This is a genomic window from Gramella sp. AN32 (assembly GCF_023718305.1).
GTDB classification, from domain to species: Bacteria; Bacteroidota; Bacteroidia; order Flavobacteriales; family Flavobacteriaceae; genus Christiangramia; species Christiangramia antarctica.
This window is the reverse complement of sequence record NZ_QEYO01000004.1, coordinates 176,541-201,450: the sequence shown is the minus strand read 5'-3', so window position 1 is coordinate 201,450 and position 24,910 is coordinate 176,541. Positions and strand designations below refer to the sequence as shown.

Genomic DNA, 24,910 nt, shown 5'->3' with positions numbered 1-24,910 from the left:
AAATACAAGATGAAGCTTACCTTAGATTATCTTCAGTATTTTCTGTTTTTATCGTTATTGATATTAATATCTTCCTGTGCTATGCAAAAGTCCCAGATTTCTGATGGGCATAAGAATTTAACAAATACCGCCATTCAGGATGAGGAGTTAAAAAAGCCGGTTCACGACCTTATAAAAAGAGTAGTGCCAGGAATAGCAGATCATTTTATCGTCGAATTTATCCCGAAGGAAGGCGGAAAGGATGTATATGAGTTAGAAAGCAGGAACAATAAAATTGTCCTTAGAGGAAACGATGGGGTTTCCATTGCAAGCGCACTTAATCTTTATCTAAAGTATTACACTCACAGCAGTATCACCTGGAATGGGGTAAATCTGAACTTATCCAAGCCGCTTCCTGTAGTGCCTGAGAAAATCCGGAATGTGAGTCCGCACAAATATCGATATTATTTAAATTACTGCACCTATAATTACAGTATGAGCTGGTGGAATTGGGAACGCTGGCAATGGGAGATCGATTGGATGGCATTGAACGGCATTAATATGCCATTATCAATAACCGGCCAGAATGCTATTCATCGCAGAGTGTATAAAGATCTGGGCTTGACAGATAAAGATCTGGAAAGTTTCTTTAGTGGTCCTGCTTATTTTGCCTGGTTTTGGATGGGTAATCTGGATGCATGGGGCGGTCCGCTGCCCGTAAGTTGGATTGAAGGCCATGAAGCCCTTCAGAAAAAAATCCTGAAAAGACAAAGAGGCTTGGGAATGACTCCAATTTTACCTGCATTCACAGGTCATGTACCATCGGCATTTAAAGAGAAGTTTCCAAAAGCAAGTTTAAAAAAGACTAATTGGGTTGATTTTCCGGAGGTATATCTTTTGAATCCTGATGATCCAATGTTTGTAGAAATAGGAAAACGATTTATCCAGGAAACAATCCAAACTTATGGAACAGATCATCTATACACTTCAGATACCTTTAATGAAAACGAACCCCCTTCCAATGATCCCGGATTCTTGGGCAAAGTGGGCAAGAAAGTTTATCAGTCCATGGCCTCGGCCGATCCGGAAGCTATTTGGATCATGCAGGGCTGGCTTTTCCATTTTCAAAGGGAATTCTGGCAACCTGAACAAATTAAGGCGATGTTGAATGCGGTACCCGATGATAAAATGATCATTCTTGACTTATGGAGTGAAAAAAATCCAATGTGGCTTAAAACTGACGCCTATTATGGAAAACCCTGGATATGGAATATGTTGCACAATTTTGGGGGCAATGTGAATATGTACGGTTTAATGGACCGGGTGGCCACATGGCCGTCCAAGGCCCTACACCATCCGGAAAATGGTAAAATGGTTGGGATAGGTCTTACCCCGGAAGCCATTGAACAAAACCCCGTAATGTATGAACTAATGATGGAGAATGCCTGGAGAGAAACTCCCATAGATTTAGATTCCTGGTTAAAGGGATATACCATGCGCCGCTATGGCAAGGTGAATGAAAATGCTAATAAAGCCTGGGAAATTCTGCGACGTACGGTTTATGCTGATACGCTTACTTCGGGAGGTCCGGAATCTATTGTGGTGGGAAGGCCCACGTTTAGCCGGAATACAGGAGGTGTTTCCACGAATTTCACTTATGATTTGGAAGAAGTGGTCAAAGCCTGGGGTCACTTTATTTCCGCTTCAGATGAATTAAAAAACAGTGAAGGTTATCAGTTTGATCTTGTAGATATTACCCGTCAGGTGTTGGCAAATTATGCTACTTCCATCCAGCAGCAATTTGCTGAAGATTACAAAAATGGCGATTTGGAGTCATTTAATAGGCATAGTGCAGATTTTATCTTTCTTATAGAAGACATGGATCGGCTTCTTGCCACCCAGGAAGATTTTTTACTGGGACGTTGGCTTAATTCTGCCAGGAGCTGGGGCACCACAAAAGAAGAGAAAGATCTCTACGAAAAAAATGCCCGTAACCTTATCACTTTGTGGGGTGGTAAAAATGCGAAGCTTCGGGAGTATTCCAATCGCCAGTGGTCAGGGTTACTCGAAGGATTTTATAAAAAACGCTGGCAAAAGTTTTTTGAATATGTAAGCATTCAAATGAAAGAGGGAAAAGAGATTGAACAGAAATTTTTTGAGGAGCAAATTAAAAACTGGGAATGGGAATGGGTGAACAGTAATAATAAATACAAGGATATCACCAAGGGCAATTCCGTGGAGGTTGCCCGTGAAATTTATGAAAAGTACCAACCAGAAATCACAAGTAGAGAGAAGGCGGAATAGCAATTCTGCCACAAAACCTTCTCCGAAAACAATAATATTAGAGACCATGAAAAACAAAATTTCTTTACTTATAATCCTTGGAATGAGTAGCATACTGCTATATGCACAGAAAAACCAAAATTTCAGTTTAAGTTCACCGGACGATAAAATTCACATATCTGTAGTTTCCGATGAAGGTTTAAAATGGTCGGTTAGGCATGAAAATCTACAAATTTTGGCACCTTCCACCATAGCTATAAAACTGGCAGGAGGAGAAGTTCTTGGAGCGGGTAAAATAACCTCTTCCAAACCTCAAAATATTAATAGAAAAATTGAAGCCCTCAATTATAAAAAAGAGATCGTTGAAGATGTTTACCATCAGCTTACCTTGAATTTTAAAGGAAGTTATGGTGTCATTTTTCGTGCTTATAACGATGGAGTTGCTTACAGGTTCTTTACCAATAAGAAGGACTCTTTGACGATTGAAAACGAGGTGGCTGAATTTAATTTTCAGGAAGATTATAAGGTTTATATTCCTTATGTCAATAATGAGTTTGAAAATGGGGAATATGATATGTACCAGATTTCTTTTGAAAATACATATGATTACGTTCACCTTTCAGAAGTAGTAAAGGATACAGCTGCATTCGCTCCTATCCTGGTGGAGCTTGTAGATGGAGTAAAAGCAGCTATTACTGAAGCAGATTTGGAGAGTTATCCGGGTATGTTCCTTGAGAGAGGTGAAAAGGACTCATCTTTAAAAGGCGATTTTGCCCACTATCCACTGGAGGAAGTTCAGGGGGGGCATAACAATTTGCAGTCATTTGTAAGTAAAAGAGCGTCATATATCGCCAAGACAGAAGGAAGCAGAAATTTTCCCTGGCGGGTATTGATCATTAGTGAAGAGGACAAAGAGCTACTGAACAATGATATGGTTTACAGACTCGCTTCGCCTTCAAGAATAAAAGATGTGGCATGGATAAAACCAGGCAAAGTAGCCTGGGATTGGTGGAATGACTGGAATATTTCAAATGTTGACTTTCGCGCGGGTATAAATACTAAAACCTATAAACATTATATAGATTTCGCTTCAGAAAATAATATTGAAAATATTTTACTTGATGAAGGTTGGGCAGAAAGTGAGGATATTATGAAGGTGGTACCAGATATAAATCTTCAGGAAATTATTGATTATGCAGAAGAAATGAACGTTGGTGTTTGGCTTTGGGGTGGCTGGTTACCGTTGGATCGAAAAACAGACGAAGCACTTTCTACCTATTCTAAAATGGGTGTAAAAGGCTTTAAGGTGGATTTTATGGACAGGGACGATCAAAAGATGGTCAATTTCTATTATAAAATCGCGAAAAAAGCAGCTGAATATAACTTAATGATCGATTTTCATGGTGCTTATAAACCTACCGGACTACAGCGAACTTATCCTAATGTAATGAACTTTGAAGGAGTGCAGGGACTCGAGCACGTAAAGTGGTCTAATCCTGATTTTCCTAAGTATGACAGTACGATTCCATTTATCAGAATGCTGGCCGGACCTATAGATTATACTCCTGGTGCGATGAGGAATGCCAATAAAAAGAATTTTCGCGATATCCGTTCCAAGCCCATGAGCCAGGGAACACGAGCTCACCAACTGGCACTTTACGTTCTTTACGAAGCTCCTTTTAATATGCTTGCAGATAGTCCAACCAGTTATATGGAAGAGCCGGAGAGCACGAAATTTATTGCATCGGTGCCCACAACTTTCGATCAAACACTAGCATTGGATGGAGAAGTAAGCAAGTATGCGGCAATCGCCCGCTTAAAAGAAGATACATGGTATGTTGGAGTAATCACAGATTGGGATGCAAGAGAATTAACTATAGACCTTTCCTTTTTACCGGATGGGAATTACGAGGCAGTTATTTTTAAAGACGGAATCAATGCAGACAGAGATGGAACCGATTATGTAAGGGAGGTACTAAAAGTGAATTCAGGCATGGAATTGCAAACGAAAATGGCCAGTGGTGGTGGCTGGGCTGCACGGATCTATCCCGTTAAATAAATTTCGAAATGAAGAAGGTGTTAGAGGACCTATTAAAATGCGGAAGAGTTAAGATACATTCCTTCAGTATGGTTATTGCAATTCTTTTAGCTATACCTGTATTAGCGCAGGAAGAAGTGGAATTGATTTCACCAGACGGTCATTTGATTTTTAATTTTAGGATGACGGATAGCTTACCCGTTTACGATATAAATTATAAGGAAAAACAATTGGTAAATCCATCTTCTTTAAGTTTGTCCTTTCAGAAAACAGGTGATTTCGGAAGAAATGTTGAAGTAAAAATTTGTTCATTTTTACCCTTGTCAATAACCAATTGGAAGTCTGGTAAAAAGCCTTAAAAAATCAATAAGGCTGATGGGAAATTTATTTTAAATATCAAGAATAATTAAAAACGAATATCATGAATCGTAGGAAATTAATTAAATCTTTAGGCCTTGGAATTGGAGGAACTATAATAAGTACAGAAGCCTTGGCAAACCTGGGGGAGAAGCGATACGGATACACAATTCCCCAAAATCCGTTGCATAGACCAATGGATAAACCAATAACAGCAATCACACTTGGCGCAGGTAATCGCGGAACAGTATATGGAAATTTCGCTGTGAAATTTCCTGAACAGATGAAAATTATAGGAGTTGCCGAACCAATTGATTATCGGAATAATAAGTATGCAAAAACTCATGATATTCCTGATGCTAACAGGTTTGATACATGGGAAAAAGTTTTCGAAAGACCAAAATTTGCGGAGGCCATCATTATTTCCACACCAGATTATATGCATTATGAGCCTTGTATGAAGGCCCTTTCTATGGGGTATGATATTCTTCTGGAAAAGCCCATTGCCCCTACTGAAAAGGAATGTATGGATATTCTTGCATTAGCTGAAAAAACTGGGAGAATTGTAGCTGTATGCCATGTATTAAGATATGCACCCTATTTTGTTAAGATGAAAGAGCTTATTTCTCAGGGGGCTATAGGTGAGGTTATTAGTGTTCAACATTTCGAACCTATTGAGCATACCCATATGGCTCATTCTTATGTACGTGGAAACTGGCATAATTCAAAAGAAACCACTCCCATTATTTTGGCAAAATCTTGTCATGATCTAGATATTGTAAAATGGGTAATAAATAAGCCAAGTAAACGAATTGTGGCTATGGGGGATCTTAAATGGTTCCGAAGGGAAAATGCACCTGAAGGCAGTACTGAACGTTGTACAGATGGTTGTAAGATCGAGCGGGAATGTCCCTATTCTGCAATTAAAGAATATCATGATAGGCGATCTCGTACAAAAGTTTTGGATTTGCCTGCAGATGAATCTAAGCACGGTGAAGTGATTATGGAACGTTTAAGGACTACCAATTATGGTCGCTGTGTGTACCGAATGGAGAATGACCAGCCGGATCATTATATCACCAGTATTATGTTTGATGATAATGTAACAGCTAATTTTTCTATGGAAGCTTTTACTTCTTATCATGGCCGTCGCACCCGGGTAATGGGCTCTATGGGAGATATGGTTGGGGATATGGAAGAGCTGGTAATTACAGATTTTCGCACGAGGGAATCCAACACTTTTATACCTCAGGCTGAAGATGTGGAAGGTTATAAAAATAGTGGACATGGGGGTGGAGATTTTCTCTTGGTGAAAGATTTTGTGCAGGCAGTAGCTCATCAGGATCCAGCCATTCTCACCTCCACAATCAATGAATCCATAGAAAGCCACATTATGGGCTTTATGGCTGAAGAAAGTCGTAAGAAAGGGAAAATAATGCCCATTAAAATGTAATGGTCTTAATCTATTTACTTCAAATCATTAAAAGGTTCATTCACGTAACCATTAACATTTTTCCCATATTGATTTTATCCGTAACAACTGGATATGTGGAAGTGTTGAATTAGAATTTAAAGCTCGAAAGTTGATGAACAGGCTTAACGGAGTAAAATAATATACAAGAGTTTACGGTACGTTTCCGCGATTACGGTTTTTAATAGTCCAGGTAGAATTCTCTGTGTATAGAACTTCCAGCTATGTTACTGAAGGGGCTCAAACGCTTTTAAAGGAAAATGGATATTTTATCGCCGTGGTTAACGAAGTCTCTCCAAGGATGGATCCATTCATAAAGGTTTCAAAAGGAAGTGAATTTAAAATCTTTGGGGTGAAAAAATATTAAGACTCATTTTAGTAGAAATTGACCATCGAACTCAAAGAATTTAGGACTATCACCTTGGAAAAACTACTATAAAGGAAAATAAATACAAATAGTGGAAAAATAAAAAAGAATAGAATGCGCAAATTAATAATCCTGATTATTACCATATTTACACTTAATCTTCACGCACAAAAAATCTCGACTGATCATCCCAAATTAGTAGTTGGCATTGTGATAGACCAGATGCGTTACGACTATCTTACTCGTTTTTGGGACCGGTTTGGCGAAGACGGTTTTAAAAGAATGATTAATGAAGGCTTTAATTTTAAAAATCACCATTTTAACTATGTGCCAACTTTTACTGGACCGGGGCATACTTCTGTTTGGACCGGGACCAGCCCATTGAATCATGGCATTATCAGCAACAACTGGTATAACAAATTTGAAGACAAGATAGTCTATTGCACAGAGGATAATGCCGTCGAACCGTTAGGAACCAACGCTTTAGCTGGTAAAATGTCACCACATCGAATGAAGGTTACCACTGTGGCCGACCAAAACCGGATGCATACCCAAATGCGAGGAAAAACTATTGGAGTATCCATTAAAGACCGAGGTTCAATACTTCCGGCGGGACATACTGCTAACGCTGCATACTGGTTTTATGGTGCAAATGAAGGTAAATTTATTACTAGTACTTTTTACATGAAGGAATTGCCGCAATGGGTACAGGACTTCAACAATTCAAATGCTGCGGAAGCATATTTTAAAACCTGGAATACACTTGAAAGCATTCCTACCTATAAAGAAAGTGGTGTTGATGTAAACAAATTTGAAGGGGGGTTCAAGGGAAAAAAAACAGCTTCCTTTCCCTATGACCTGGAAAAACTAAAGGCCCAAAATGGCAATTTTAATATTATTGTTCAGACACCATTCGGAAATGATCTTACTTTAGATTTTGCCCTTGCCGCTATAAAAGCCGAAGAACTCGGACAGGATAAAGATACCGATTTCCTCGCGTTGAGTTTTTCTAGTACAGACAAAGTAGGGCACAATTTCGGGGTGAATTCAAAGGAAATTGAAGATACCTATCTGAGACTTGACAATAATTTAAGTGAATTGCTTCAATATCTTGATAAAAATATAGGCAAAGGGAATTATACAGTTTTTCTTTCTGCAGATCATGGTGGCGGAGAAGTTTCAGCATATTTAGAATCGGTAAAAATTCCTGCAGGCTATTTTGATTTCGCAAAATTTTCAGAAAGATTAAATGCTTTTGTGCGCGAAGAATTCAGAAACGATAATCTTATCAATAATATTTCAAACGATCAGATATTCTTCAATTATAAAGCTTTGAAGGAAGCCAAAATCCCCTTTGGAGAAGTGGAAAAAAAAATAGCGCATTATCTCCTTCAGCAGGATCAGATTGATAAAGTATTTACGAGGACACAACTAGAGAATGGTAGTTTTAACCATGGGATTGGAGAGCTTATTCAGAATGGCTTCAACCAAAAGCGCAGTGGGGATGTGATTTTTGTAATGGATCCGGCAGTGGTTTCTTATTCCAGAACAGGTTCTATGCATGGAAGTGGTTATTCCTATGACACGCATGCACCACTTATATTTTTTGGGAAAGGAATAAAACATGGCAATACCACACGACGTTCAGAAGTTATAGATATCGCACCCACAGTTTCGGCTCTGCTGGGTATTTCCTTTCCAAATGCGGCCACCGGTATACCCTTGTATATTATGCTCGATAACTAATATGGAATAGTATTCTCTATAAAATAACCATTTGAAAAATTTTCATAAAGTGAAAAAAATAGTAATAGCGTCAGATTCATTTAAAGGTAGTGTTTCATCTATAGAGGTAGCACAAATTGCAGAGACTGCCGTTCACAATATTTTTCCAGAATGCGAAGTTTTGAAAATACCTGTGGCCGATGGGGGAGAAGGAACTGTGGATGTATTGGTTTCGGTAATGAACGGTAATATTATTTCCTGTAGAGTAAAAGGTCCTCTTATGGAACCGGTCCTGGCGAGGTACGGCATTATAGAAGATGAAAAGACAGCAGTGATTGAAATGGCTTCGGCCAGTGGATTAACCTTAGTGCCCGTGGAAAAGCAAAATCCGATGCTTACATCAACATACGGTACTGGTGAATTAATTAAAGACGCTCTTCTGCGTGGTTGTACCAATTTTTTAGTTGGAATTGGAGGAAGTGCTACTAATGATGCCGGAACTGGAATGTTGCAGGCGCTTGGTTTCAGGTTTCTAGACAACAAAGGAAAAGAACTTGGTGGCGGAGGAAAAATATTAACAAGAATCTGTTCTATAGATGATTCTAAGGTTGTTCCAGAAGTGAAACAAGCAAAATTTACTGTAGCCTGTGATGTAAATAATCCTTTTTCGGGTATTGATGGGGCGGCTTATGTTTATGCCCGCCAAAAAGGAGCCGATGAGCAAATGATCCATGACCTGGATATCGGGCTCAAAAATTTTGCGGAGGTAATAAAAAACCAAAAAAATAAAGATATAGATTCTGTTCCAGGAGCCGGGGCAGCGGGGGGCATTGGTGGAGGTTTTCTGGCTTTTCTAAATGCTAATCTGAAGCCAGGTATAGAGATGGTTCTTGACTGTATAGGTTTTGATAGTTTAATATTCGGAGCAGATTTAATAATAACAGGAGAAGGTAAACTGGATAAGCAAACAGGGATGGGAAAAGTACCAGCCGGAGTTCTGATTGCGGCAAAAAAAAAGGAAATCCCTGTAATAGCGATTGGTGGCTGCATTGAAGAAATAGAAGACTTGAACAATGCCGGTTTCCTTGCGGTTCTTTCGCTCTTGCCATATCCTGTGACATTGCGACAGGCTATGAATAAAGAGTTTACATTAGAAAATATAAAACGCACTCTGGAACAACAGTTCCGTGTAATTCAACAATTTCAAATTAAATAAATTTATTTATGAGTGCAATGGGAGCTTTAATTGGACTAATATTGTCCATTGTATTAATAATCCGAAAGATATCACCGGCATATAGTCTTATTCTTGGAGCACTTGTAGGAGGTTTAATTGGGGGATTTACCTTATCTGAAACTGTTACCCACATGATAGATGGTGTAAAAGATATTACTCCAGCTATTTTACGAATCCTTACAGCTGGAATTCTTTCAGGGGTTCTAATAAAAACAGGAGCGGCGGCTACCATATCTAATGCCATAATCAAGAAACTCGGAAAATCCCATGTATATTTAGCCTTAGCGCTGGCTACTTTTTTTCTTACTGCTATTGGTGTATTTATAGATGTAGCCATAATTACCGTAGCTCCCATAGCCCTTAGTATTGGTAAAAAACTTTCTATTCGGAAAGGGGTCCTGTTGGTAGTAATGATTGGCGGGGGAAAATGCGGAAATATTATATCACCTAACCCCAATACTATTATAGCTGCTGAAAATTTTGATGCCGATCTTTTTTCAGTGATGTATGCCAATATTATTCCCGCACTTCTCGGTTTGATTTTTACAGTATATGTGGTTGCGCGCTTAATGCCTGGTAAAGGAGCTTTTGTGCAAGAGGAAGACATAGAAAAGGAGCAGGATAATTTACCATCATTTATAAGCAGTATGGTTGCACCGGTTTTAACAATTGTTTTACTTTCTTTACGACCTCTTTTTGGATACGGGGTAGATCCTTTAATAGCACTTCCCGTGGGTGGAATTGTAGGTGTTATCGCCATGCGAAAAGGCGATTTTTTAAAAGAGGGAATGAGTTACGGACTTGCAAGGATGTCGGTTATAGCTATCTTATTAGTTGGAACTGGTACGATTGCGGGAATAATAAAAGCTTCTTCTATGAAGGATGTTTTATTGGGAGCTTTGATTCAAACAAATCTTGGGGAAGTTTTAATAGCTCCCTTATCTGGTATGTTAATGGGTGCAGCAACGGCTTCATCAACCGCAGGTGCCACGGTTGCTTCTTCTTCCTTTGCCGAAATTATTTTAAAAGCCGGCATAAGTGGAATTTGGGGAGCAGCAATGGTCAATGCCGGCGCAACCGTTTTAGATCATTTACCACATGGTTCTTTTTTTCATGCGACTGCAGGGGTTACTAATGTGAACATAACTAATCGCCTAAAACTTTTGCCATATGAATCGGCTATTGGGTTTGTTCTTGCAGCCCTTTCAGTTTTTGCATATTATTTATTTTCCAGTTAAATTGTTTAGATGGAAAACGTATACTGATCCAACAATGAGTGTATCAAAAAAAATGTTATGAAAAATAACAGATTGTTGGTTCCTCTTTCTCCGAAGAGAATTTACCAAATTCTACTAAAAGGCCGAAACCATAATATTTAGGGGCTTTTTTAATTTCATTCACTATCAACAAAACCATCTAAAATCAATAAAATAGAGCTTGATTCGGGACTATTTTTTTCTAATAAAAGCAGCAAAGAATGAGCTGTAGGGTGTTTAATTAAGGACGATAACGTTTTTAAAGCTGTGCCCATTGACACTGTAAGCATCAGGATAGGAACATTAAAATTTAAAAACTAAGCAGCACTATGCAAAAATCCTGAATAAAAAATTCAGCAAAAATCTGCTGGATTTCAGATCATGATTGCAAAAACTATAAGGGGTTGAATACCATCCTAATTTGTATAAAGAGAATAAAAGGTTTGTAAATAACCCAAAGTTATTTTAAATAAAATTCGCATATCCGTTCGAATACCTAAAAATTAGTGTTGTCACCCTTAGCGTAGTCGATGGGCTTAAAAAGCATCTCGACTGCACTCAAGTTAAAAAAATGTATTTATTGGTAAGGTGGCGTGGAATCGGAATTATATTTAAGACTTTGGCTCCAGTTCCGGCATGGGAAGCATTTTACCATTTTTTGACCTTCCTAAAACGATAACCTCTTTACTTGCCTTGTATTCATCTATAGCCAGTAATAATTGTTCTTTAGTATCTCTTCGAATTTTGATTCCTTTACTCTTATTTTTATTACGGACTTCTATATAATATCCGTCTCTTAGATCTTTCGGTTTTGTGGAAGGTCTTCCCATCTGTGATTTTTTTTAATTTGGAAAAATAATCTTTACTCGTAATGTACGAATAAAGAAATTTGAGATGGTAAAATAGAATAAATTATCTAAGAATATTGAAATTAATGATAATCTTTACTTATTGGGGAATTAAGTTTTCCTTAAAAATATGTTTTTTTAATTAATTTAATGGATTAGGCTTAAATGTGACCTCCATGATTTCAAAAATAAACCAAAGTAGGAGACAGCGAAGGAGTAGTTGTCAGCGAAGGAGTAGTTGTAAAAGGTAAAGAAATTTCCGCCAAAGAGCAACGTAAAGTGAAAAAAGACGGTAAAGAAGATGCTGACGTTGAAAAAATTACAATAATTTTATACAATAAAATATAAGCGGTTAATCAGCTGCTTTTTTATTTCTATATTAAAGGCTATTTTTAAAATTGAAAGATTTAAGTTATAGAAAGACCTAATTTTCAAAACAAATAAATTTCAATGCTGAAGATTTTTAGAAAATATATATTGTTCTGCGGAGTCCTGGCCCTTTTTTCCTGTAAGGATGAGAAAAAAGTGGAATCAGCTGCCGTTAATGAAAAAGAAGCAAAAAAAGAGATTCTTATTTCTGAACATGATCTTATTAGAAAGCAACCAGATAGTATAGAAAATCCGGAAGGGATGATATGGGTTTCCGGGGTGAAATTCACCATGGGCGCTCAGGCTGACGATCCGCTGGCTTTGCCCCGAGAAAAACCAGCGCATCCGGTTGCCGTTGATGGTTTTTTCATCGATCAGACTGAAGTAACCAATGCGGAATTCCAGGAATTTATTGATGCCACGGGTTATGTTACCGTTGCCGAACGACCCATAGATTGGGATGAAATGAAAAAGCAACTCCCGCCAAATACCCCAAAACCTCATGATAGTATTTTGCAACCGGGTTCTTTAATCTTCAGAAAAGAACTGGAAAAAGTGAGTAACTTAAACGATTATTCCCAATGGTGGGAATGGAAAAAAGGGGCAAACTGGCAACATCCTGAAGGTGCCGGCAGTTCCATTAAAGGAATGGATAATTTTCCGGTGGTACATATCTCTTATGAAGATGCCTTGGCCTATACTAACTGGAAAGGTAGAAGTTTGCCAACCGAAGCAGAATGGGAAGCCGCCGCCCACGGTCAATTACCTGGCGGAATCTATACCTGGGGAGATGAAGAAGAAAAACTTAACGAGGAAGCCAATACCTGGCAGGGAGAGTTCCCGGTAAAGAATAAACCGGAAGATGGCTATAAATACGTCTCCCCGGTTAAATCCTTTCCGGCAAATAGTCTGGATATATATGACATGGCGGGGAATGTTTGGGAAATGACCAGCGATAATTTTAATACGGAATATTATAAAACCGCTCTTAATGAAGGAGAGCTGTTGAATCCCACAGGATCGGTGAGTTATTATAATCCGGAGAATCCGTATCAGAAAGAAAAGATCATAAAAGGAGGTTCCTTTTTATGCAATAAATCTTATTGTGCCAGTTACCGTATTTCCGCAAGAATGGGGATGACCATGGATTCCGGTTCAGATCATGTAGGTTTTAGAACGGTGAAGAGAATAAAGCAATTTTAATACTAAAATCAATTACGCTTCTTTAAGCTTTATTCTTTCTCTCATTCATAAAATTGGTTTCTAAAATATCACTTTATTCAGATAATACCTATCTGCGATTCAGCGAGTATGTATTAATTTTATTATTCCGAAGTTTTATGAGCCAATAATTTTTTAAAATAATCTGCTACTTTCGAAGCACCGTTCTCCCCTCCATCGTCGATATTTGATAATATTACTACAGTGTAATTATCTTCCATGAAATCCATTAATTCACAGTGTATCCCGTACCACCCACCACTATGTCCAAGAATAGTTTGATTATATCTATTATCTACGTCTATGCCGTAACCTAATTGTGTATTATAGCCTTTTACTTTTGGCCCAAACATCAAATTCGTAGTTTCTTTTTTTAAGAATTTGAAATTTCTTAAAGCTTTAGAGAAATTAAATAGGTCTTCTATTGTGGAATAATAAAATCCAGCGGGCGATGCTTTGGTTAAATAATAATCATTTTTCTTAAGGGTTTTGTTCTGGCCAAATAACGAGGTATAACCGCTAGCTTTATTTTCAACAATAGAATCAATCTCCAACTCTGTAGTCTCAAACATTTGAGCTGGTTTTAAAATATGATCTCTAATGTAATCGTAATAGTTTTCACCTGATACTTTTTCTATGATTAAGCCAAGAATAACAAAGCCGGTTCCGCTATAATCATATGTAGTTCCTGGTTTCGATAATAAAGTGTCATTTACAAATAGCGGCACGAAATCTGAAATTTCGTGATACCTTCCATTCTGTATTTTATCTAGATTGGTAACATAAAAATTATTTAATCCTGATGTATGTGTCAATAATTGATGAACAGTTACTGAATCCCTTACAAGTTTATTGGGATAATCGGGCAAATAGTTTCCTATAGGTACATTCAATTTTATTTTACCTTGTTCATATAATTGCAAGATGGCAACTGCCGTAAACATCTTTGTAATGGAAGCAATATTGAATTTTGTATCAATTTTGTTTTTAACGTTATATTCTATACTGGAATATCCGTACGCGTGTTTCTCGATTATTTTATCGTTATGAGCCACTAAAACTGTCCCGGAGAAGTCTTTTGAATTTAATGTGTTTAAATAGGTTTTGATTTGAGAATCGGTTGACTGAGCATAGCCTGCCAGAACAAAAAGTATTAATATTGATGTGATTTTATTTGTCATTCGGACTCAAATTTTTATGCAAAATAGTTAATAATAGCCTGGGTTGATGAAAAGTGCCGAGTAGGGGACCGGAATTTCAAACCGATTCCTACTTGGCTAAATTTCACAACATAATACTTAATGTCTGGAAATGGGAATCTCGTAATTTCAAAAAGTTAATATATAAACTTTTTAAATGGCGCTGTGAATTTCTCTAATCCCGGAGGAAGCATCAAGAACCCTAATATTAATTATTCACCAGTAATTTCAGAAAGTATCTGTTTAAATACATCCACAGGTTGTGCACCTGTTACGGCACTTTTTCTGTTAAAAACGGTAGTGGGCACTGAATTGACCCCTAGATTTTTCCAATATTCCTGTTTGGTCCTTACCTCGTTGCGAGCTTCGCTATCGTCCAATTTTGCTAGAGCTTCTTCAGCATTTAAACCAACATCTAACAAGGCTTGTTTTAATATGTCTCTTTTCGAAACATCCTTTCGATCACTAAAAAATGCTTTAGTTAATTGCATTTTCAATTCGGTTTGTTTGCCAAAATCTTTTGCATATTCCAGTAAAACATGTGCTTCAAACGTATTGGCCATGCGCATTTCATCAAAATAATCGAAGGTAAAACCTAGTTCTGCACCAGCTTCAGCCATACGTTGTTGCGATTCTTTTTGCTGTTCTAAAGTTGAACCATATTTTTCTGCAATATGCTCCTGAACATTTTGTCCTTCCGCAGGCATATTTGGATTCAATTCAAAAGGTTGCCACTCAATTTGTACTTGGTCCTGAATACCCAATTCTGAAATAGCTTTTTCCAAACGTTTGTAACCAATGGTGCACCATGGACAAACCACATCAGAAACGATATCTATTTTAATTTTATCTGTCATTTTAGTTTTGTTTTTGTATGGAAAAACCTGGCTTTTTAAAATACTACAGGTTCCACTTTATTTTTTTAAAGATGATTTGATACTTTACCTGGGAAGCATTTGTTGGGATAACTGAATGATCTCTTCAAGCTTTTCCACTATTTCCATAGGCTTTTCTTCCTGTAGAAAGTGACGAGAACTTATTTCGTGAATTTTTTGTAATCCAGCTGCTTTCTTGATTTCCTCTCCGTATTTATCGAGAGTTAAGAATGGATCGTTTGCTCCCCAAACAGCCTGAACTGGATATGGCACTTCCTGCACCGCCTTGTAACATAAACTTCTAAAGGCTTCTGAATCATCGAAATTCCGCATTATTTTCAGATAAGCATCCCCACCATCTTCCCGCTTTAAAATATCGATATGAGCATTAATTTCATCTTTCGGTATTTTTGAACTATCATTTACCCCCATTTGGCTGAACATGAGTTGCCAGGTAGGATGTTGTAGAGTGGCCACTTCTATTTCGCCTAAAACAGGTTTTTCAAAAGGTCGCATAGGCCAGGGCTTTTTGAAATTAACCACATCTATCCACGTATTAAGAACGGTAATAGACAATATTTTATCCTGATTTTGTGCGGCTAGAGCAAAACCAACAGGACCACCAATATCATGAATTAAAAGATGATAGGTATCCATACCTAAACTCTTAGCTGCTTCGGCTGTAAATTTTGCAAAAGAAGAAAATGAATAGTCAAAATCTTTTGGCCTGTCAGAAAATCCCATCCCGGGAAAATCAATAGCTACGCCTCTAAAGCCTTTTTCGGCGAGTGCCGGTACAATTTTTCGGTATAAGAAAGAGGAAGTGGGGACACCATGTAAACAAAGAACTGCTTCACCGCTTCCCTGATCCAGTGCGAAACCTTGTAAGCCGTTAATATTAAAATATTTTCCGGAAGCTTCATGCTTCTCCATAATCGTTTCAATAGAATTTTTCTTACTCATGGCACAGGGTTTAAATATTAATAAGACTTATATAACTTCGCTAATCTGAACTTGTGGTTGCACATTGGTAAAATTAGGAAGATCTTCTAAAATGGTTTCGGCATTTGCGCCAAAAGATTGCTGAAAAGTTTCCATAGATTCAAAAACTAAATTCGTAATCACCACATACGGTGCAGGTTGTTCCGGACTTCCTCCAGAAATTCCAATGTTAATGTTAGATGATATGATGGCATCCCCCAATAATTCTGAAAGTAGTTGACTGTGTTGAGTGGTATAATAATCTTTATCGAATTTTAAATCGGCACTATTTGGATATAAAACTGTTAACTTGATCATGTTGTTTGTATTTAATTCGTTTAAATTATTTATAAACCTTCCGAAAAACCGGAAGGTTTATCGCTATCGATCAATCTGGGGATTTAAGCTACCACATTATCTTTCGACCAGGCAAACTTTTTAAATCCTGCATCAACAGGGGTGTTGGCAATATGGTTTGTATAATTACTGATCACTTTTTGGGATAAACCTAAAATGATTTCCAAAACTTGTTGTTCTCCATAACCTGCAGTATAAAACGTATCTAAATCATCTTGAGTTACGTTCCCACGATTACGAACAATCGTTAACGTCATCGCGCGTAATGCTTCAAGTTTTGCATTCTCAAGAGGTGTTTCGTTACGTAGTGCTTCTGTTATAGCATCGTCTACCTTCATCATTTTTGCAATACCCGTATGTGCAGGTACACAATAATGACAAGCGTGTTCTACGTTTATGGTTTGCCATACCACTGTGAGTTCCTCATTGTTAAATGAAGAATCTACAAACAACTCGTGTAAAGTTTGATACGCTTCTAGAATTTTTGGGGTACCTGCTAAGACACCGTGTAAACCGGGTATCATTCCATATGCTTTTTGAGAATTTTCTAATAATGCTTTGCTGTCTTCTGGTGCAGTTTCAATGTTGTGAACTTTTAACTTTGTCATAATTTCAATTTTTCAGTTTATAATTAAATAACTAAACAATCGTTTAGCTATTGGGTAAAAAAATATTTAAATATTTTTGAAGGTCATTTCTATGTAATCTTCAATTTCTTTTTGACTGTTAACTCTTGTGGCAGCGGCTAAACCATGTTTTGCGAGTACTAAAAAGTTAGCTTGTTTGAGTATGGTTTCTTCATCTTTACTGGGATCCATTCTTAACTTTTCAATAAATAAATTTTTGAGATTATCCATAAAATAATCCATCTGATCTTTTACTAATTCGTCTTCACTTTCTGAAAACTCATTATACGTATTAGTAAGTAAACAACCTTTTGCATTACCTTCCTGACGACAAATAGCTACAGAGTCATAAAAAAACTGTTTGATATCCTCAATCCCATTTGAAGCATTTCTGAATTTTTCAAACATAGCATTCACTCTTACGCTGTAACTTTTTAAACTTTCCAGAAAGACTCCGTGTTTATTTCCAAAACTAGAGTATATAGAGAACTTATTGATGCCCATTTCTTTTTCAAGCATTTGCATGGAGGTTTTTTCATAGCCGTTACGCCAGAATAAACGCATTGCTTTGTCAATAACTTCTTCTTCTATATATTGTTTTTGTCTTGCCACTATTTCTAATTAGAGCACAAAACTAACCAATCGTTTAGTAATAAAAAAATATATTCACATTTATTAATTTTCATAACTGAAATTTATTAATTTTTGGTTTGCTAATCGGCTACAAATAGTCTTGTTTGGAGCCCTGTAGATGCACTAGAAACGCTCCCGAGCTATCGGGAGCGTTGGCTTAGTGGTTAAAATAACTGGTCTCTAAAACATCCATTTTCAGCAAAGTACCCGTTTTCCGATAATTGTTGTAGGCTGTTATTATTCTTTAGTAAACAGAAATTCTTTACCTCCTTGTTTCATTAACATTTCTTCAGTGTGGGGTTTGAACTCTATTTCCACACCTGCCTGTTCGAAAATAAAGATGTCTTTTGCGGTGGGTTCCAAGGGGAAGGATGGTTGACCCGTAGCTTGAGCTAATAAGGTTGAGCCTTCCCTTGAAATCATAATTTTTGGGGGAATCTGTTCACTTGAATATGTTCCTAAATACTTTTCTAAATCTTTTGTTGACAATTTGACTTTATTGAAATGAGGTAAATCAAATCCGTCCCCATAAAAACTTCCGAGTACGGCCAGGAGGATTTCGTTTATATTATAATTTATTCCGTTGGAAGTAAGGCTAATAGCGAGTTTATCTTCTGGAAAAAAGCCGGTTACAGATTGAAAACCATCTATACCACCAGTATGTCCATAACTCCATTTTTCATTATAAGGGAACCGCAAAAGACCTAAACCATATCCATTTTCTATATTTTTCATTTGCTCCAAACTAGCTTCAGAAAGAATATTTTCGGCAAATAAGGCGGCTATAAATATGTTCAAGTCTTCAGGTGTGGATACTATGGCTCCCGCACCCTGGGGGATGGACATATCAGTTTCTGGCTCTTTGTTCCATTTGCCCAAATAAGAGTAGGAAGAAGCTTCGTTATTATTATTGTTAATTTCTCCGCCGTAAAAAGTATGAACTAATTTTAAGGGGGTGGTAATTTTTTCTTTCAGTAATGTTTCAAAAGATTTTTTGTAAACGTCTTCTAAAATATAGGTCAGTAAAACGAAATTAGAATTGCTATACTCACTTTTGGAATGTGGGGGGAATTCACTTTCATAGCCTGCAATTCTTTTAAGCATACTATCTTTGGGTTGTTTTATTTTACTCCAGTTAGAGTAATCCTCATTCCTGGTAAAGTCGTGAATTCCACTACTGTGGTTGAGCAAGTTCCTGATCGTGATTGTTTCTGAATTTTTAACTGTAGGGTAAAAATCATTTAGACTTTGCCCTAATTCTAATTTGTTTTCTTCTACGGCCTTTAAAATTAAAGTGGCAGTAAATATCTTGGAAATAGAGCCAATCCTATATTTAGTATTATCATTGGATTTGATTGAATCCTCAAGATTTATAAAACCGATAGTGTTTTTATAAATAGTATTTCCATTTTGAGAAACTGCCAGGCTTCCCATAAATTTGTCGTTTTGTTCCAGGATCTGGAACAGGCTATCTAATTTTTCTGTGTTCAGTTTTTGAGCTACACAAATTGTAGATAAAAAAAGGAGGACAGCTGTGATGATAAAGTTTTTCATTGTTTTAATTTTTATTGATTGATCTTTTTAACTTTAATAATAAGGTGATGAGCAGGTAAGAGAGGATAATGGATAAAATCATAGTTGGAATAAACCAATTACCTAAAACTTCAGAAATATGGGGATCTTGTAGATAACTGTCGTTTAATCTTCCAAGAGCCATGAAGGAATTATTTTTTAGAAAAAGTCCAACATTTTCGGGATTTTCCAGCTTCGCATACATAAGAAAAACAAAACCCAATAAGCATAAGTAGAGTAAGCCGAAGAATTAATAGGAAACCCCATTGGTGATATTTAATGCCAGAGCCCTAAATAGATGGATTGGATTAAAGGTTCGTGTAGCCTGTTCTAATTTTTTATCGGCAATTAAAGGTTTCAAAATATCTTCAGGATCACCAAGTTTATCGATGATATCAAGGAGCCTATCCATTTCTTTTTCCTGGTTCTTACGAGATAAACCTTCATAAATATGGCTATTGAATTCAAGTAGAACTTCATTTTGATCAGTTTCCGGCAATGGCCGAACAGTTCTTCTTATCCGGTTCATGTAGTTATCGTACACACGTTTTGCAGCACGTTCTTTAAACTGAATTTCCTTTACTTTCATTTAGATATTTTTTGAATTGACGATGATAAATCTTCCCAGTAGGTTTGCATTTGCTCAAGCGTTTTCATTCCTGTATCTGTAAGACTGTAATATTTTCTGGGAATACCAGATTCTTGCTCTACCCACTTGGAATCAACAAGGTTCTCTTTTTTCAATCGGTTCATTAAAGGATAGAAAGTTCCTTCTGCGATTTCGATTTTAGTTAATTTCTTTACCTCTTCAATAAATTCATAGCCATAGAATTCATTGTTTCGGAGAACATTCAAGACAATAAAGGTTAGGGTCCCTTTCTTTACTTGAGATTTCCATTTTTCAACAAATACTTTATTCATAGAGCAAATGTATAACAAAATACATTGTATTACTATGTATTATAAAATAATATTATTGCTTTCAGGCGAAAGGATAAATTAGCCCTTAGCTTGGAGACTTTCCGTTTTTGTTTTGGATCGTGGGATCGAAGGTCGATTCTTTACCTTGTGAGTTATTTACAAATGGCGCTTAATCAGTTCTGGGAAACGTTCGGAATAGGAAATGGATTCAGGATAATTAGCTAGCTTTTCCAAACAGGTAAGAAAATTTACTTAAAAAGGCTTTACCGGCTTTTTAACCATAAACTACATCGTTGAATTTTATCCACTATAATAGGATCGTAATATTATAACTACGAAGTAGAACTGAAACACGTTGCATATGTAGAAACTAGCAGGGCTTAAAGGATTATTATTTAGAACAAAATGATGACTCCAGATAAACAAAGAATGCTCCCGGTGGATATTTTTCAACAAATTCTAAAAATTAAGGCGGGATTACAAGAGTAATCCGCCTAAATTATATAATTCGAAATTTTAATAACTGATTACTAGTGTTTTAGGAATCCTACTGCCTTCCTTTTAAGCGCACCTCAATCTTCTTCTTTTTTGCCGTAAGGCGCTTCATTAAATCCATTAAGTCAGGGTCTTTATTTTCTTTATAGATTTCATTAATGCCTAATATTAGTTTTTTTACTTTACGCGAAGCAGCAACACGGTCACTGGTAGACATATTGCTCATCTTTGATTGTTCAAATTCATTTGCTTCTTTAACAATGTCCATAAGGCTTACTCTTTTTTTAAAATTCTTTTCAAATTAAGAAAAGATGGTTGGTAGCACTAACTAAGATAGCAATATAATAATCTTCATCCCAATTAAAACAATAAGCACCTTAAAATTTATTGATGAAGGGCAATTAGTGGAATATTTTGAAGTGGTCCCAGATCTGTAATCCGCGAATGGGTCAGGCCGAATTTTCGCCAAAAATCAGGTTTTTTATCTATTAAACAAATGATGGAATCTGAATTAGATCTGGCAAAATTTTTCAGGTCAGCAACACTTTCAATATTTTCAATTGGAACATGACTTTTAGATAACTTTTCTATGTGGGAACGAACTTTGGCCTGGTTTTCTATTTGAATTTGGTGCATTTTTTCTTTCCCTCTTAAGGCTACAATCTGAACGCTGCCCCTGGCAATCTCCACCAATTCATACCAATGATTAAGTTCAGACACAGGAAGATCTTCCTCGAAATTGGAGGCCAACACAAATTTTGGGTGTTTTTGCACATGGGCCGTTGCCGGGATGATCATTACGGGACATTCCCTGATATTTTCAATAATGCGCCTGGTGTTTTTACTATAACTATACCCATCATAATCAGCAGGTATTTGTTTTTTCCCCGGCAGGATTACTAAATCTATCTTAAGTTCCTGAATGGTCTTTTTAATTCCTTCAATAAGGTTCGTAAATTCTGAGACGGCATGAAAATGATGTTTTTTATTTTTACTGTTGAGGGAATATTTTTGAACGGCACGCCTTAAGCTACATTCTGAATCACGTCTTGGTCTTTCAAAATAAACATCTTCCGCCTGAATAAACGGAATAGGGTTAAGGTTTTCTACATTAAAGGTATAGGTGTTGAGAAAATAAAATTGGCAGTCCTCCCTTTTAAAAAAGTTCACCGCATAGTCTATGGCGTCATAACTATTGAATTTAAAGTCGATTGGGATTAAAATATTTTTCATGATTAAAGGTTTTATTTGCGTTGATATGTTGAAAGAATTTTGTAGATCGATTTTCTTAGTTGATGGAAATTTTCCATCAGGTCTATATAGGAATCACGTTTATTTTCATGTTCTTTTGCCCTGGACACATCATATTCCCTTTTGCCATATTCAAACTCTGTATTAAGTTCCTGTTCATACCTGCATAATGTTGCCAGCACTAAGGTGTTTTTTCTTCGTAGCCCCAAAATGTTGTTTTCAATGGAACTATTTTTCAATAATTGTTTATCAATTAGTCTCAACTGTTCTAATTCTGAATTAAGAATAGACAGCGTATCGATCCATTGGCTCAACTCTATCAGATCCTTTCTAATACAAAGCCTTCTATTGCATTCAATTCTATAGGGTACTCCAATTTCCAATAGTCCTCATTTTTACGATGTGCCATTGAGTAATGTGAACTTCCCTTGCACCTTGCTAAAAAAATCATTTTTCAGCCTTCTGTATTTATCTAAATAATAGAGATAATTTCGCCTGTAGCTCTCGTGTTCGGTAACAAAGGCCATATCACACTGAGCGTCTTCACATTCTAAAATGTCTTCCCTGGAATTTTTATAATTTTGAAGGGCAGTAAGCAATGTTTCACTTTCTAGATGCTTCTTGTTAAATTTCTGAAGCGTAGCTTCATTATCTGGATTGCTGCCAAAATCTTCCCTGCAAAGCCCTATAAGATTGGTCATTTCTTTCTTAATGTATATTAAATGGCTAATCCAATAGTCTATTTCAATAGTATTTAGCTTATGTGTGACGTCTATATCGGTGTCATGTGGATATATTTCTGTTTTTAAATTTTCCATCTTGAATGTTTAAATTGAGATTTGAATTTTTTTTTCGTTTTTTTCCTGGATTACCGTGACAATTTTTAGTTTCTGCCTACCGGAAGGAAAGTCCCATTCTACCGTATCCCCTTCCGAATAACCATAAAGGGCCGCGCCCATAGGTGTAAGAATGGAAATTTTATCCTGTTTGGTATTCTTTTCTGACGGGATGACAAGTTGTATGGTTTTTTCCCAACCTTTTTCTGAATACACCATAACTTTACTATTAAAGCGGATCACGTCTTCAGGCATTTCGCTTTCATCTACTATTTGGGCATTTTTTAATTCTGCATTAAATCTTTGTAATGATTTCTGTGTTTCAAAATCTTCGACATAACCTGAGATATTAAGGATACGTTTTATGTACACATACTCTTTCTTTTCTATAATTAAACTTCCGTATTTCATCGTATTTTTTTTAATGTTATGATTAAGGAAAAATCCCCCTTTGCACGTACGCTTTCTCGATACGCTTTATGGCGATACAATAAGCTGCCGTACGCAAATCCATTCCTTCCCTTTCTGAATATTCATATACTTTATTAAAGGATTCCTCCATCTTTTTGTCAAGCTTTTGCATAACCTCACCCAGTTGCCACAATTCGCCATTCCGATTCTGTAGCCATTCAAAATAACTCCCTATTACCCCACCGGAGTTGCATAAAATGTCCGGAATAATGGTAATACCACGATCTAAAAGAATTTTTTCGCCTTCCCCATTGGTTGGACCATTGGCGCCTTCTGCAATTAGTGTTGCTTTAATGGATGCAGCATTGTTTTTAGTGATCTGGTTTCCTAAAGCTGCCGGAATACAGATATCGCACTCAGTTCCCAGGAACCCATCCTTTTCTAAAACTGAAGCTTCTGGAAAATCCACGATGCTGCCATCGTTGGTCTTAGTGTAATTCATAAGATCTTCAACCGCAATCCCCTGTTGATTTTCTATACTACCAAAAGCGTCCTGCACCGCTACTAATTTTGCCCCTTCTTTTTCTAAAAAATGAGAAGCCCAATAGCCTACATTCCCAAAACCCTGAACAATAAACTTTTTACCATACAAGGTTTCATTGTTACGTTTCAACCAGCATTTGATATTTAAAAATACCCCGTAACCTGTCGCCCTATCACGTCCTTCCAAGCCACCACTTCCATCAGGTTTTCCGGTTACCACATGTTGGTTCGCGGTACGTTCGGCAGGTGGGCGTGTGCTCATATAGGTATCTGCAATCCAGGCCATGGTTTGGCTGTTTGTATTTACATCTGGGGCGGGAATATCGTGTTCCGGTCCAATATTATCTGCCAGCGCAAAAGTGAACCTACGGGTAATGCGCTCCAGCTCCCCCTGGGAATATTTAGATGGATCTATTTGAATGCCACCTTTGCCACCACCATAAGGCAAACCTGCCAATGATGTTTTCCAGGTCATCCACATGGCCAGCGCCCTTGCCGCGTCAATATCAACTGTGGGATGGTAACGCAACCCCCCTTTATAAGGGCCCAGAGCGTTATTGTGCTGCACGCGATATCCTGTAAAGATTTCTACCTCACCATTATCCATCTTTACGGGAAAATGTACAACGATCTCGTTGTTGGTGATACTTAATATTTTTCTAATGCTGGGATGAAGATCGATATGGTCTGCAGCTGTATGAAATTGCTCCATAACATTATCCATCATCCCTCTTACCGGGGTTTTCTTTATCTTATTATTTAATGCTGCGGTTATAGTCGTCATAATGGTAAACCGTTTTGAACGGATTTCTATTAGTTGTTGTTATTTGAAAAGGCGGTTGGCGATACTTCTTTGCTGAAACTTTTCGATGAGATATCTGCTCCGCTGTTTTTTGCAATTGGATTTTTTTCCGGTAATAGCCTCAATGATTGAAGTCAAGTTCATATTACTAAGTTTAAAATGGATTGTTGATTAAACCTCTATTTCTGATGTGGCGCTTGTTTGCTAACCTATAAGGGCTATTGCGTACACTGGAAAATCTAAGTTTGGTTTGCTTT

Annotated in this window: 25 protein-coding genes; 9 read left to right on the top strand and 16 right to left on the bottom strand. The window is 37.0% G+C overall.

Annotated elements, in window-relative coordinates:
* Window positions 1-9 precede the first annotated feature (9 nt).
* The 8 genes from DHD80_RS06920 (at window position 10) to DHD80_RS06885 (ending at window position 10,695) form a co-directional block, all read left to right on the top strand.
* Window positions 10-2,283 carry an alpha-N-acetylglucosaminidase gene (locus DHD80_RS06920; RefSeq protein WP_251740427.1) on the top strand — a complete coding sequence of 758 codons (2,274 nt, stop codon included), beginning with the start codon at window positions 10-12 and terminating at the stop codon, window positions 2,281-2,283.
* Between the two features lie 46 nt (window positions 2,284-2,329).
* Window positions 2,330-4,321 carry a glycoside hydrolase family 97 protein gene (locus DHD80_RS06915; protein ID WP_251740426.1) on the top strand — a complete coding sequence of 664 codons (1,992 nt, stop codon included), beginning with the start codon at window positions 2,330-2,332 and terminating at the stop codon, window positions 4,319-4,321.
* A gap of 8 nt (window positions 4,322-4,329) precedes the next feature.
* The gene (locus DHD80_RS06910; RefSeq protein WP_251740425.1) at window positions 4,330-4,659 is read left to right on the top strand and encodes a glycoside hydrolase family 97 N-terminal domain-containing protein; all 330 of its coding nucleotides are present in this window, start codon (window positions 4,330-4,332) and stop codon (window positions 4,657-4,659) included.
* 62 nt (window positions 4,660-4,721) lie between these two features.
* Complete coding sequence (locus DHD80_RS06905; RefSeq protein WP_251740424.1) at window positions 4,722-6,110, top strand: Gfo/Idh/MocA family oxidoreductase; 1,389 nt, start codon at window positions 4,722-4,724, stop codon at window positions 6,108-6,110.
* Between the two features lie 223 nt (window positions 6,111-6,333).
* Complete coding sequence (locus DHD80_RS06900) at window positions 6,334-6,495, top strand: hypothetical protein (RefSeq protein ID WP_251740423.1); 162 nt, start codon at window positions 6,334-6,336, stop codon at window positions 6,493-6,495.
* Between the two features lie 114 nt (window positions 6,496-6,609).
* Complete coding sequence (pafA, locus tag DHD80_RS06895; protein WP_251740422.1) at window positions 6,610-8,241, top strand: alkaline phosphatase PafA; 1,632 nt, start codon at window positions 6,610-6,612, stop codon at window positions 8,239-8,241.
* Between the two features lie 49 nt (window positions 8,242-8,290).
* On the top strand, window positions 8,291-9,436 hold the full coding sequence (locus DHD80_RS06890; protein ID WP_251740421.1) for a glycerate kinase: 1,146 nt from the start codon (window positions 8,291-8,293) through the stop codon (window positions 9,434-9,436).
* A gap of 8 nt (window positions 9,437-9,444) precedes the next feature.
* On the top strand, window positions 9,445-10,695 hold the full coding sequence (locus DHD80_RS06885) for an SLC13 family permease (protein WP_251740420.1): 1,251 nt from the start codon (window positions 9,445-9,447) through the stop codon (window positions 10,693-10,695).
* A 629-nt stretch (window positions 10,696-11,324) separates the two neighbouring features.
* Here the strand turns inward: DHD80_RS06885 and DHD80_RS06880 are convergent.
* Window positions 11,325-11,543, bottom strand: a complete 219-nt coding sequence (locus DHD80_RS06880; protein WP_251740419.1) for a hypothetical protein — start codon at window positions 11,541-11,543, stop codon at window positions 11,325-11,327.
* 468 nt (window positions 11,544-12,011) lie between these two features.
* Here DHD80_RS06880 and DHD80_RS06875 point away from each other — a divergent pair, with 468 nt between their 5' ends.
* Entirely contained in the window at window positions 12,012-13,133 is a 1,122-nt protein-coding gene (locus tag DHD80_RS06875; protein WP_251740418.1) for a formylglycine-generating enzyme family protein, read from the top strand.
* A gap of 122 nt (window positions 13,134-13,255) precedes the next feature.
* On the opposite strand, the gene DHD80_RS06870 is transcribed toward DHD80_RS06875, so the two are convergent.
* From DHD80_RS06870 to DHD80_RS06800, 15 genes are all read right to left on the bottom strand, one after another.
* Complete coding sequence (locus DHD80_RS06870) at window positions 13,256-14,332, bottom strand: serine hydrolase domain-containing protein (protein ID WP_251740417.1); 1,077 nt, start codon at window positions 14,330-14,332, stop codon at window positions 13,256-13,258.
* A gap of 230 nt (window positions 14,333-14,562) precedes the next feature.
* Window positions 14,563-15,207, bottom strand: a complete 645-nt coding sequence (locus tag DHD80_RS06865; RefSeq protein ID WP_251740416.1) for a DsbA family oxidoreductase — start codon at window positions 15,205-15,207, stop codon at window positions 14,563-14,565.
* An 84-nt stretch (window positions 15,208-15,291) separates the two neighbouring features.
* Window positions 15,292-16,188, bottom strand: a complete 897-nt coding sequence (locus tag DHD80_RS06860) for an alpha/beta hydrolase (protein ID WP_251740415.1) — start codon at window positions 16,186-16,188, stop codon at window positions 15,292-15,294.
* A gap of 27 nt (window positions 16,189-16,215) precedes the next feature.
* Entirely contained in the window at window positions 16,216-16,524 is a 309-nt protein-coding gene (locus DHD80_RS06855) for an EthD family reductase (protein ID WP_251740414.1), read from the bottom strand.
* Between the two features lie 83 nt (window positions 16,525-16,607).
* Window positions 16,608-17,171 (bottom strand): carboxymuconolactone decarboxylase family protein, encoded by a 564-nt coding sequence (locus DHD80_RS06850; RefSeq protein ID WP_251740413.1) that lies wholly within the window; start codon window positions 17,169-17,171, stop codon window positions 16,608-16,610.
* A 66-nt stretch (window positions 17,172-17,237) separates the two neighbouring features.
* Window positions 17,238-17,801 (bottom strand): TetR/AcrR family transcriptional regulator, encoded by a 564-nt coding sequence (locus DHD80_RS06845; protein WP_251740412.1) that lies wholly within the window; start codon window positions 17,799-17,801, stop codon window positions 17,238-17,240.
* A gap of 258 nt (window positions 17,802-18,059) precedes the next feature.
* A complete protein-coding gene (locus DHD80_RS06840) occupies window positions 18,060-19,376 on the bottom strand; it encodes a serine hydrolase domain-containing protein (protein ID WP_251740411.1) in 1,317 nt (438 codons plus the stop codon).
* Window positions 19,377-19,644: 268 nt separating this feature from the next.
* Window positions 19,645-19,983, bottom strand: a complete 339-nt coding sequence (locus DHD80_RS06835) for a DUF1700 domain-containing protein (RefSeq protein WP_251740410.1) — start codon at window positions 19,981-19,983, stop codon at window positions 19,645-19,647.
* Entirely contained in the window at window positions 19,980-20,315 is a 336-nt protein-coding gene (locus DHD80_RS06830; protein WP_251740409.1) for a PadR family transcriptional regulator, read from the bottom strand. The genes DHD80_RS06835 and DHD80_RS06830 overlap by 4 nt, the downstream gene beginning before the upstream one ends.
* A 547-nt stretch (window positions 20,316-20,862) precedes the next feature.
* The gene (locus DHD80_RS06825; RefSeq protein WP_251740408.1) at window positions 20,863-21,078 is read right to left on the bottom strand and encodes a hypothetical protein; all 216 of its coding nucleotides are present in this window, start codon (window positions 21,076-21,078) and stop codon (window positions 20,863-20,865) included.
* Window positions 21,079-21,194: 116 nt separating this feature from the next.
* Window positions 21,195-22,043: a universal stress protein gene (locus tag DHD80_RS06820; RefSeq protein WP_251740407.1), complete on the bottom strand. Its 849-nt coding sequence runs from the start codon at window positions 22,041-22,043 to the stop codon at window positions 21,195-21,197.
* An 11-nt stretch (window positions 22,044-22,054) separates the two neighbouring features.
* On the bottom strand, window positions 22,055-22,444 hold the full coding sequence (locus tag DHD80_RS06815; RefSeq protein WP_251740406.1) for a hypothetical protein: 390 nt from the start codon (window positions 22,442-22,444) through the stop codon (window positions 22,055-22,057).
* 12 nt (window positions 22,445-22,456) lie between these two features.
* A complete protein-coding gene (locus DHD80_RS06810) occupies window positions 22,457-22,879 on the bottom strand; it encodes a hypothetical protein (RefSeq protein WP_251740405.1) in 423 nt (140 codons plus the stop codon).
* 9 nt (window positions 22,880-22,888) lie between these two features.
* Window positions 22,889-23,308, bottom strand: coding sequence for a GreA/GreB family elongation factor (locus DHD80_RS06805; protein WP_251740404.1), 420 nt, complete (start codon window positions 23,306-23,308; stop codon window positions 22,889-22,891).
* A 22-nt stretch (window positions 23,309-23,330) separates the two neighbouring features.
* Window positions 23,331-24,635: a Glu/Leu/Phe/Val dehydrogenase gene (locus tag DHD80_RS06800; protein ID WP_251740403.1), complete on the bottom strand. Its 1,305-nt coding sequence runs from the start codon at window positions 24,633-24,635 to the stop codon at window positions 23,331-23,333.
* Window positions 24,636-24,910: the final 275 nt, after the last annotated feature.

What these genes read in the sequence shown, in the direction of transcription:
- DHD80_RS06920 (WP_251740427.1), top strand. Translation starts at nt 10, where the DNA reads ATGAAGCTTACCTTAGATTATCTTCAGTATTTTCTGTTTTTATCGTTA.
- DHD80_RS06915 (WP_251740426.1), top strand. Translation starts at nt 2,330, where the DNA reads ATGAAAAACAAAATTTCTTTACTTATAATCCTTGGAATGAGTAGCATA.
- DHD80_RS06910 (WP_251740425.1), top strand. Translation starts at nt 4,330, where the DNA reads ATGAAGAAGGTGTTAGAGGACCTATTAAAATGCGGAAGAGTTAAGATA.
- DHD80_RS06905 (WP_251740424.1), top strand. Translation starts at nt 4,722, where the DNA reads ATGAATCGTAGGAAATTAATTAAATCTTTAGGCCTTGGAATTGGAGGA.
- pafA (WP_251740422.1), top strand. Translation starts at nt 6,610, where the DNA reads ATGCGCAAATTAATAATCCTGATTATTACCATATTTACACTTAATCTT.
- DHD80_RS06885 (WP_251740420.1), top strand. Translation starts at nt 9,445, where the DNA reads ATGAGTGCAATGGGAGCTTTAATTGGACTAATATTGTCCATTGTATTA.
- DHD80_RS06880 (WP_251740419.1), bottom strand. Translation starts at nt 11,543, where the DNA reads ATGGGAAGACCTTCCACAAAACCGAAAGATCTAAGAGACGGATATTAT.
- DHD80_RS06875 (WP_251740418.1), top strand. Translation starts at nt 12,012, where the DNA reads ATGCTGAAGATTTTTAGAAAATATATATTGTTCTGCGGAGTCCTGGCC.
- DHD80_RS06870 (WP_251740417.1), bottom strand. Translation starts at nt 14,332, where the DNA reads ATGACAAATAAAATCACATCAATATTAATACTTTTTGTTCTGGCAGGC.
- DHD80_RS06865 (WP_251740416.1), bottom strand. Translation starts at nt 15,207, where the DNA reads ATGACAGATAAAATTAAAATAGATATCGTTTCTGATGTGGTTTGTCCA.
- DHD80_RS06860 (WP_251740415.1), bottom strand. Translation starts at nt 16,188, where the DNA reads ATGAGTAAGAAAAATTCTATTGAAACGATTATGGAGAAGCATGAAGCT.
- DHD80_RS06855 (WP_251740414.1), bottom strand. Translation starts at nt 16,524, where the DNA reads ATGATCAAGTTAACAGTTTTATATCCAAATAGTGCCGATTTAAAATTC.
- DHD80_RS06850 (WP_251740413.1), bottom strand. Translation starts at nt 17,171, where the DNA reads ATGACAAAGTTAAAAGTTCACAACATTGAAACTGCACCAGAAGACAGC.
- DHD80_RS06840 (WP_251740411.1), bottom strand. Translation starts at nt 19,376, where the DNA reads ATGAAAAACTTTATCATCACAGCTGTCCTCCTTTTTTTATCTACAATT.
- DHD80_RS06835 (WP_251740410.1), bottom strand. Translation starts at nt 19,983, where the DNA reads ATGAAAGTAAAGGAAATTCAGTTTAAAGAACGTGCTGCAAAACGTGTG.
- DHD80_RS06830 (WP_251740409.1), bottom strand. Translation starts at nt 20,315, where the DNA reads ATGAATAAAGTATTTGTTGAAAAATGGAAATCTCAAGTAAAGAAAGGG.
- DHD80_RS06825 (WP_251740408.1), bottom strand. Translation starts at nt 21,078, where the DNA reads ATGGACATTGTTAAAGAAGCAAATGAATTTGAACAATCAAAGATGAGC.
- DHD80_RS06820 (WP_251740407.1), bottom strand. Translation starts at nt 22,043, where the DNA reads ATGAAAAATATTTTAATCCCAATCGACTTTAAATTCAATAGTTATGAC.
- DHD80_RS06810 (WP_251740405.1), bottom strand. Translation starts at nt 22,879, where the DNA reads ATGGAAAATTTAAAAACAGAAATATATCCACATGACACCGATATAGAC.
- DHD80_RS06805 (WP_251740404.1), bottom strand. Translation starts at nt 23,308, where the DNA reads ATGAAATACGGAAGTTTAATTATAGAAAAGAAAGAGTATGTGTACATA.
- DHD80_RS06800 (WP_251740403.1), bottom strand. Translation starts at nt 24,635, where the DNA reads ATGACGACTATAACCGCAGCATTAAATAATAAGATAAAGAAAACCCCG.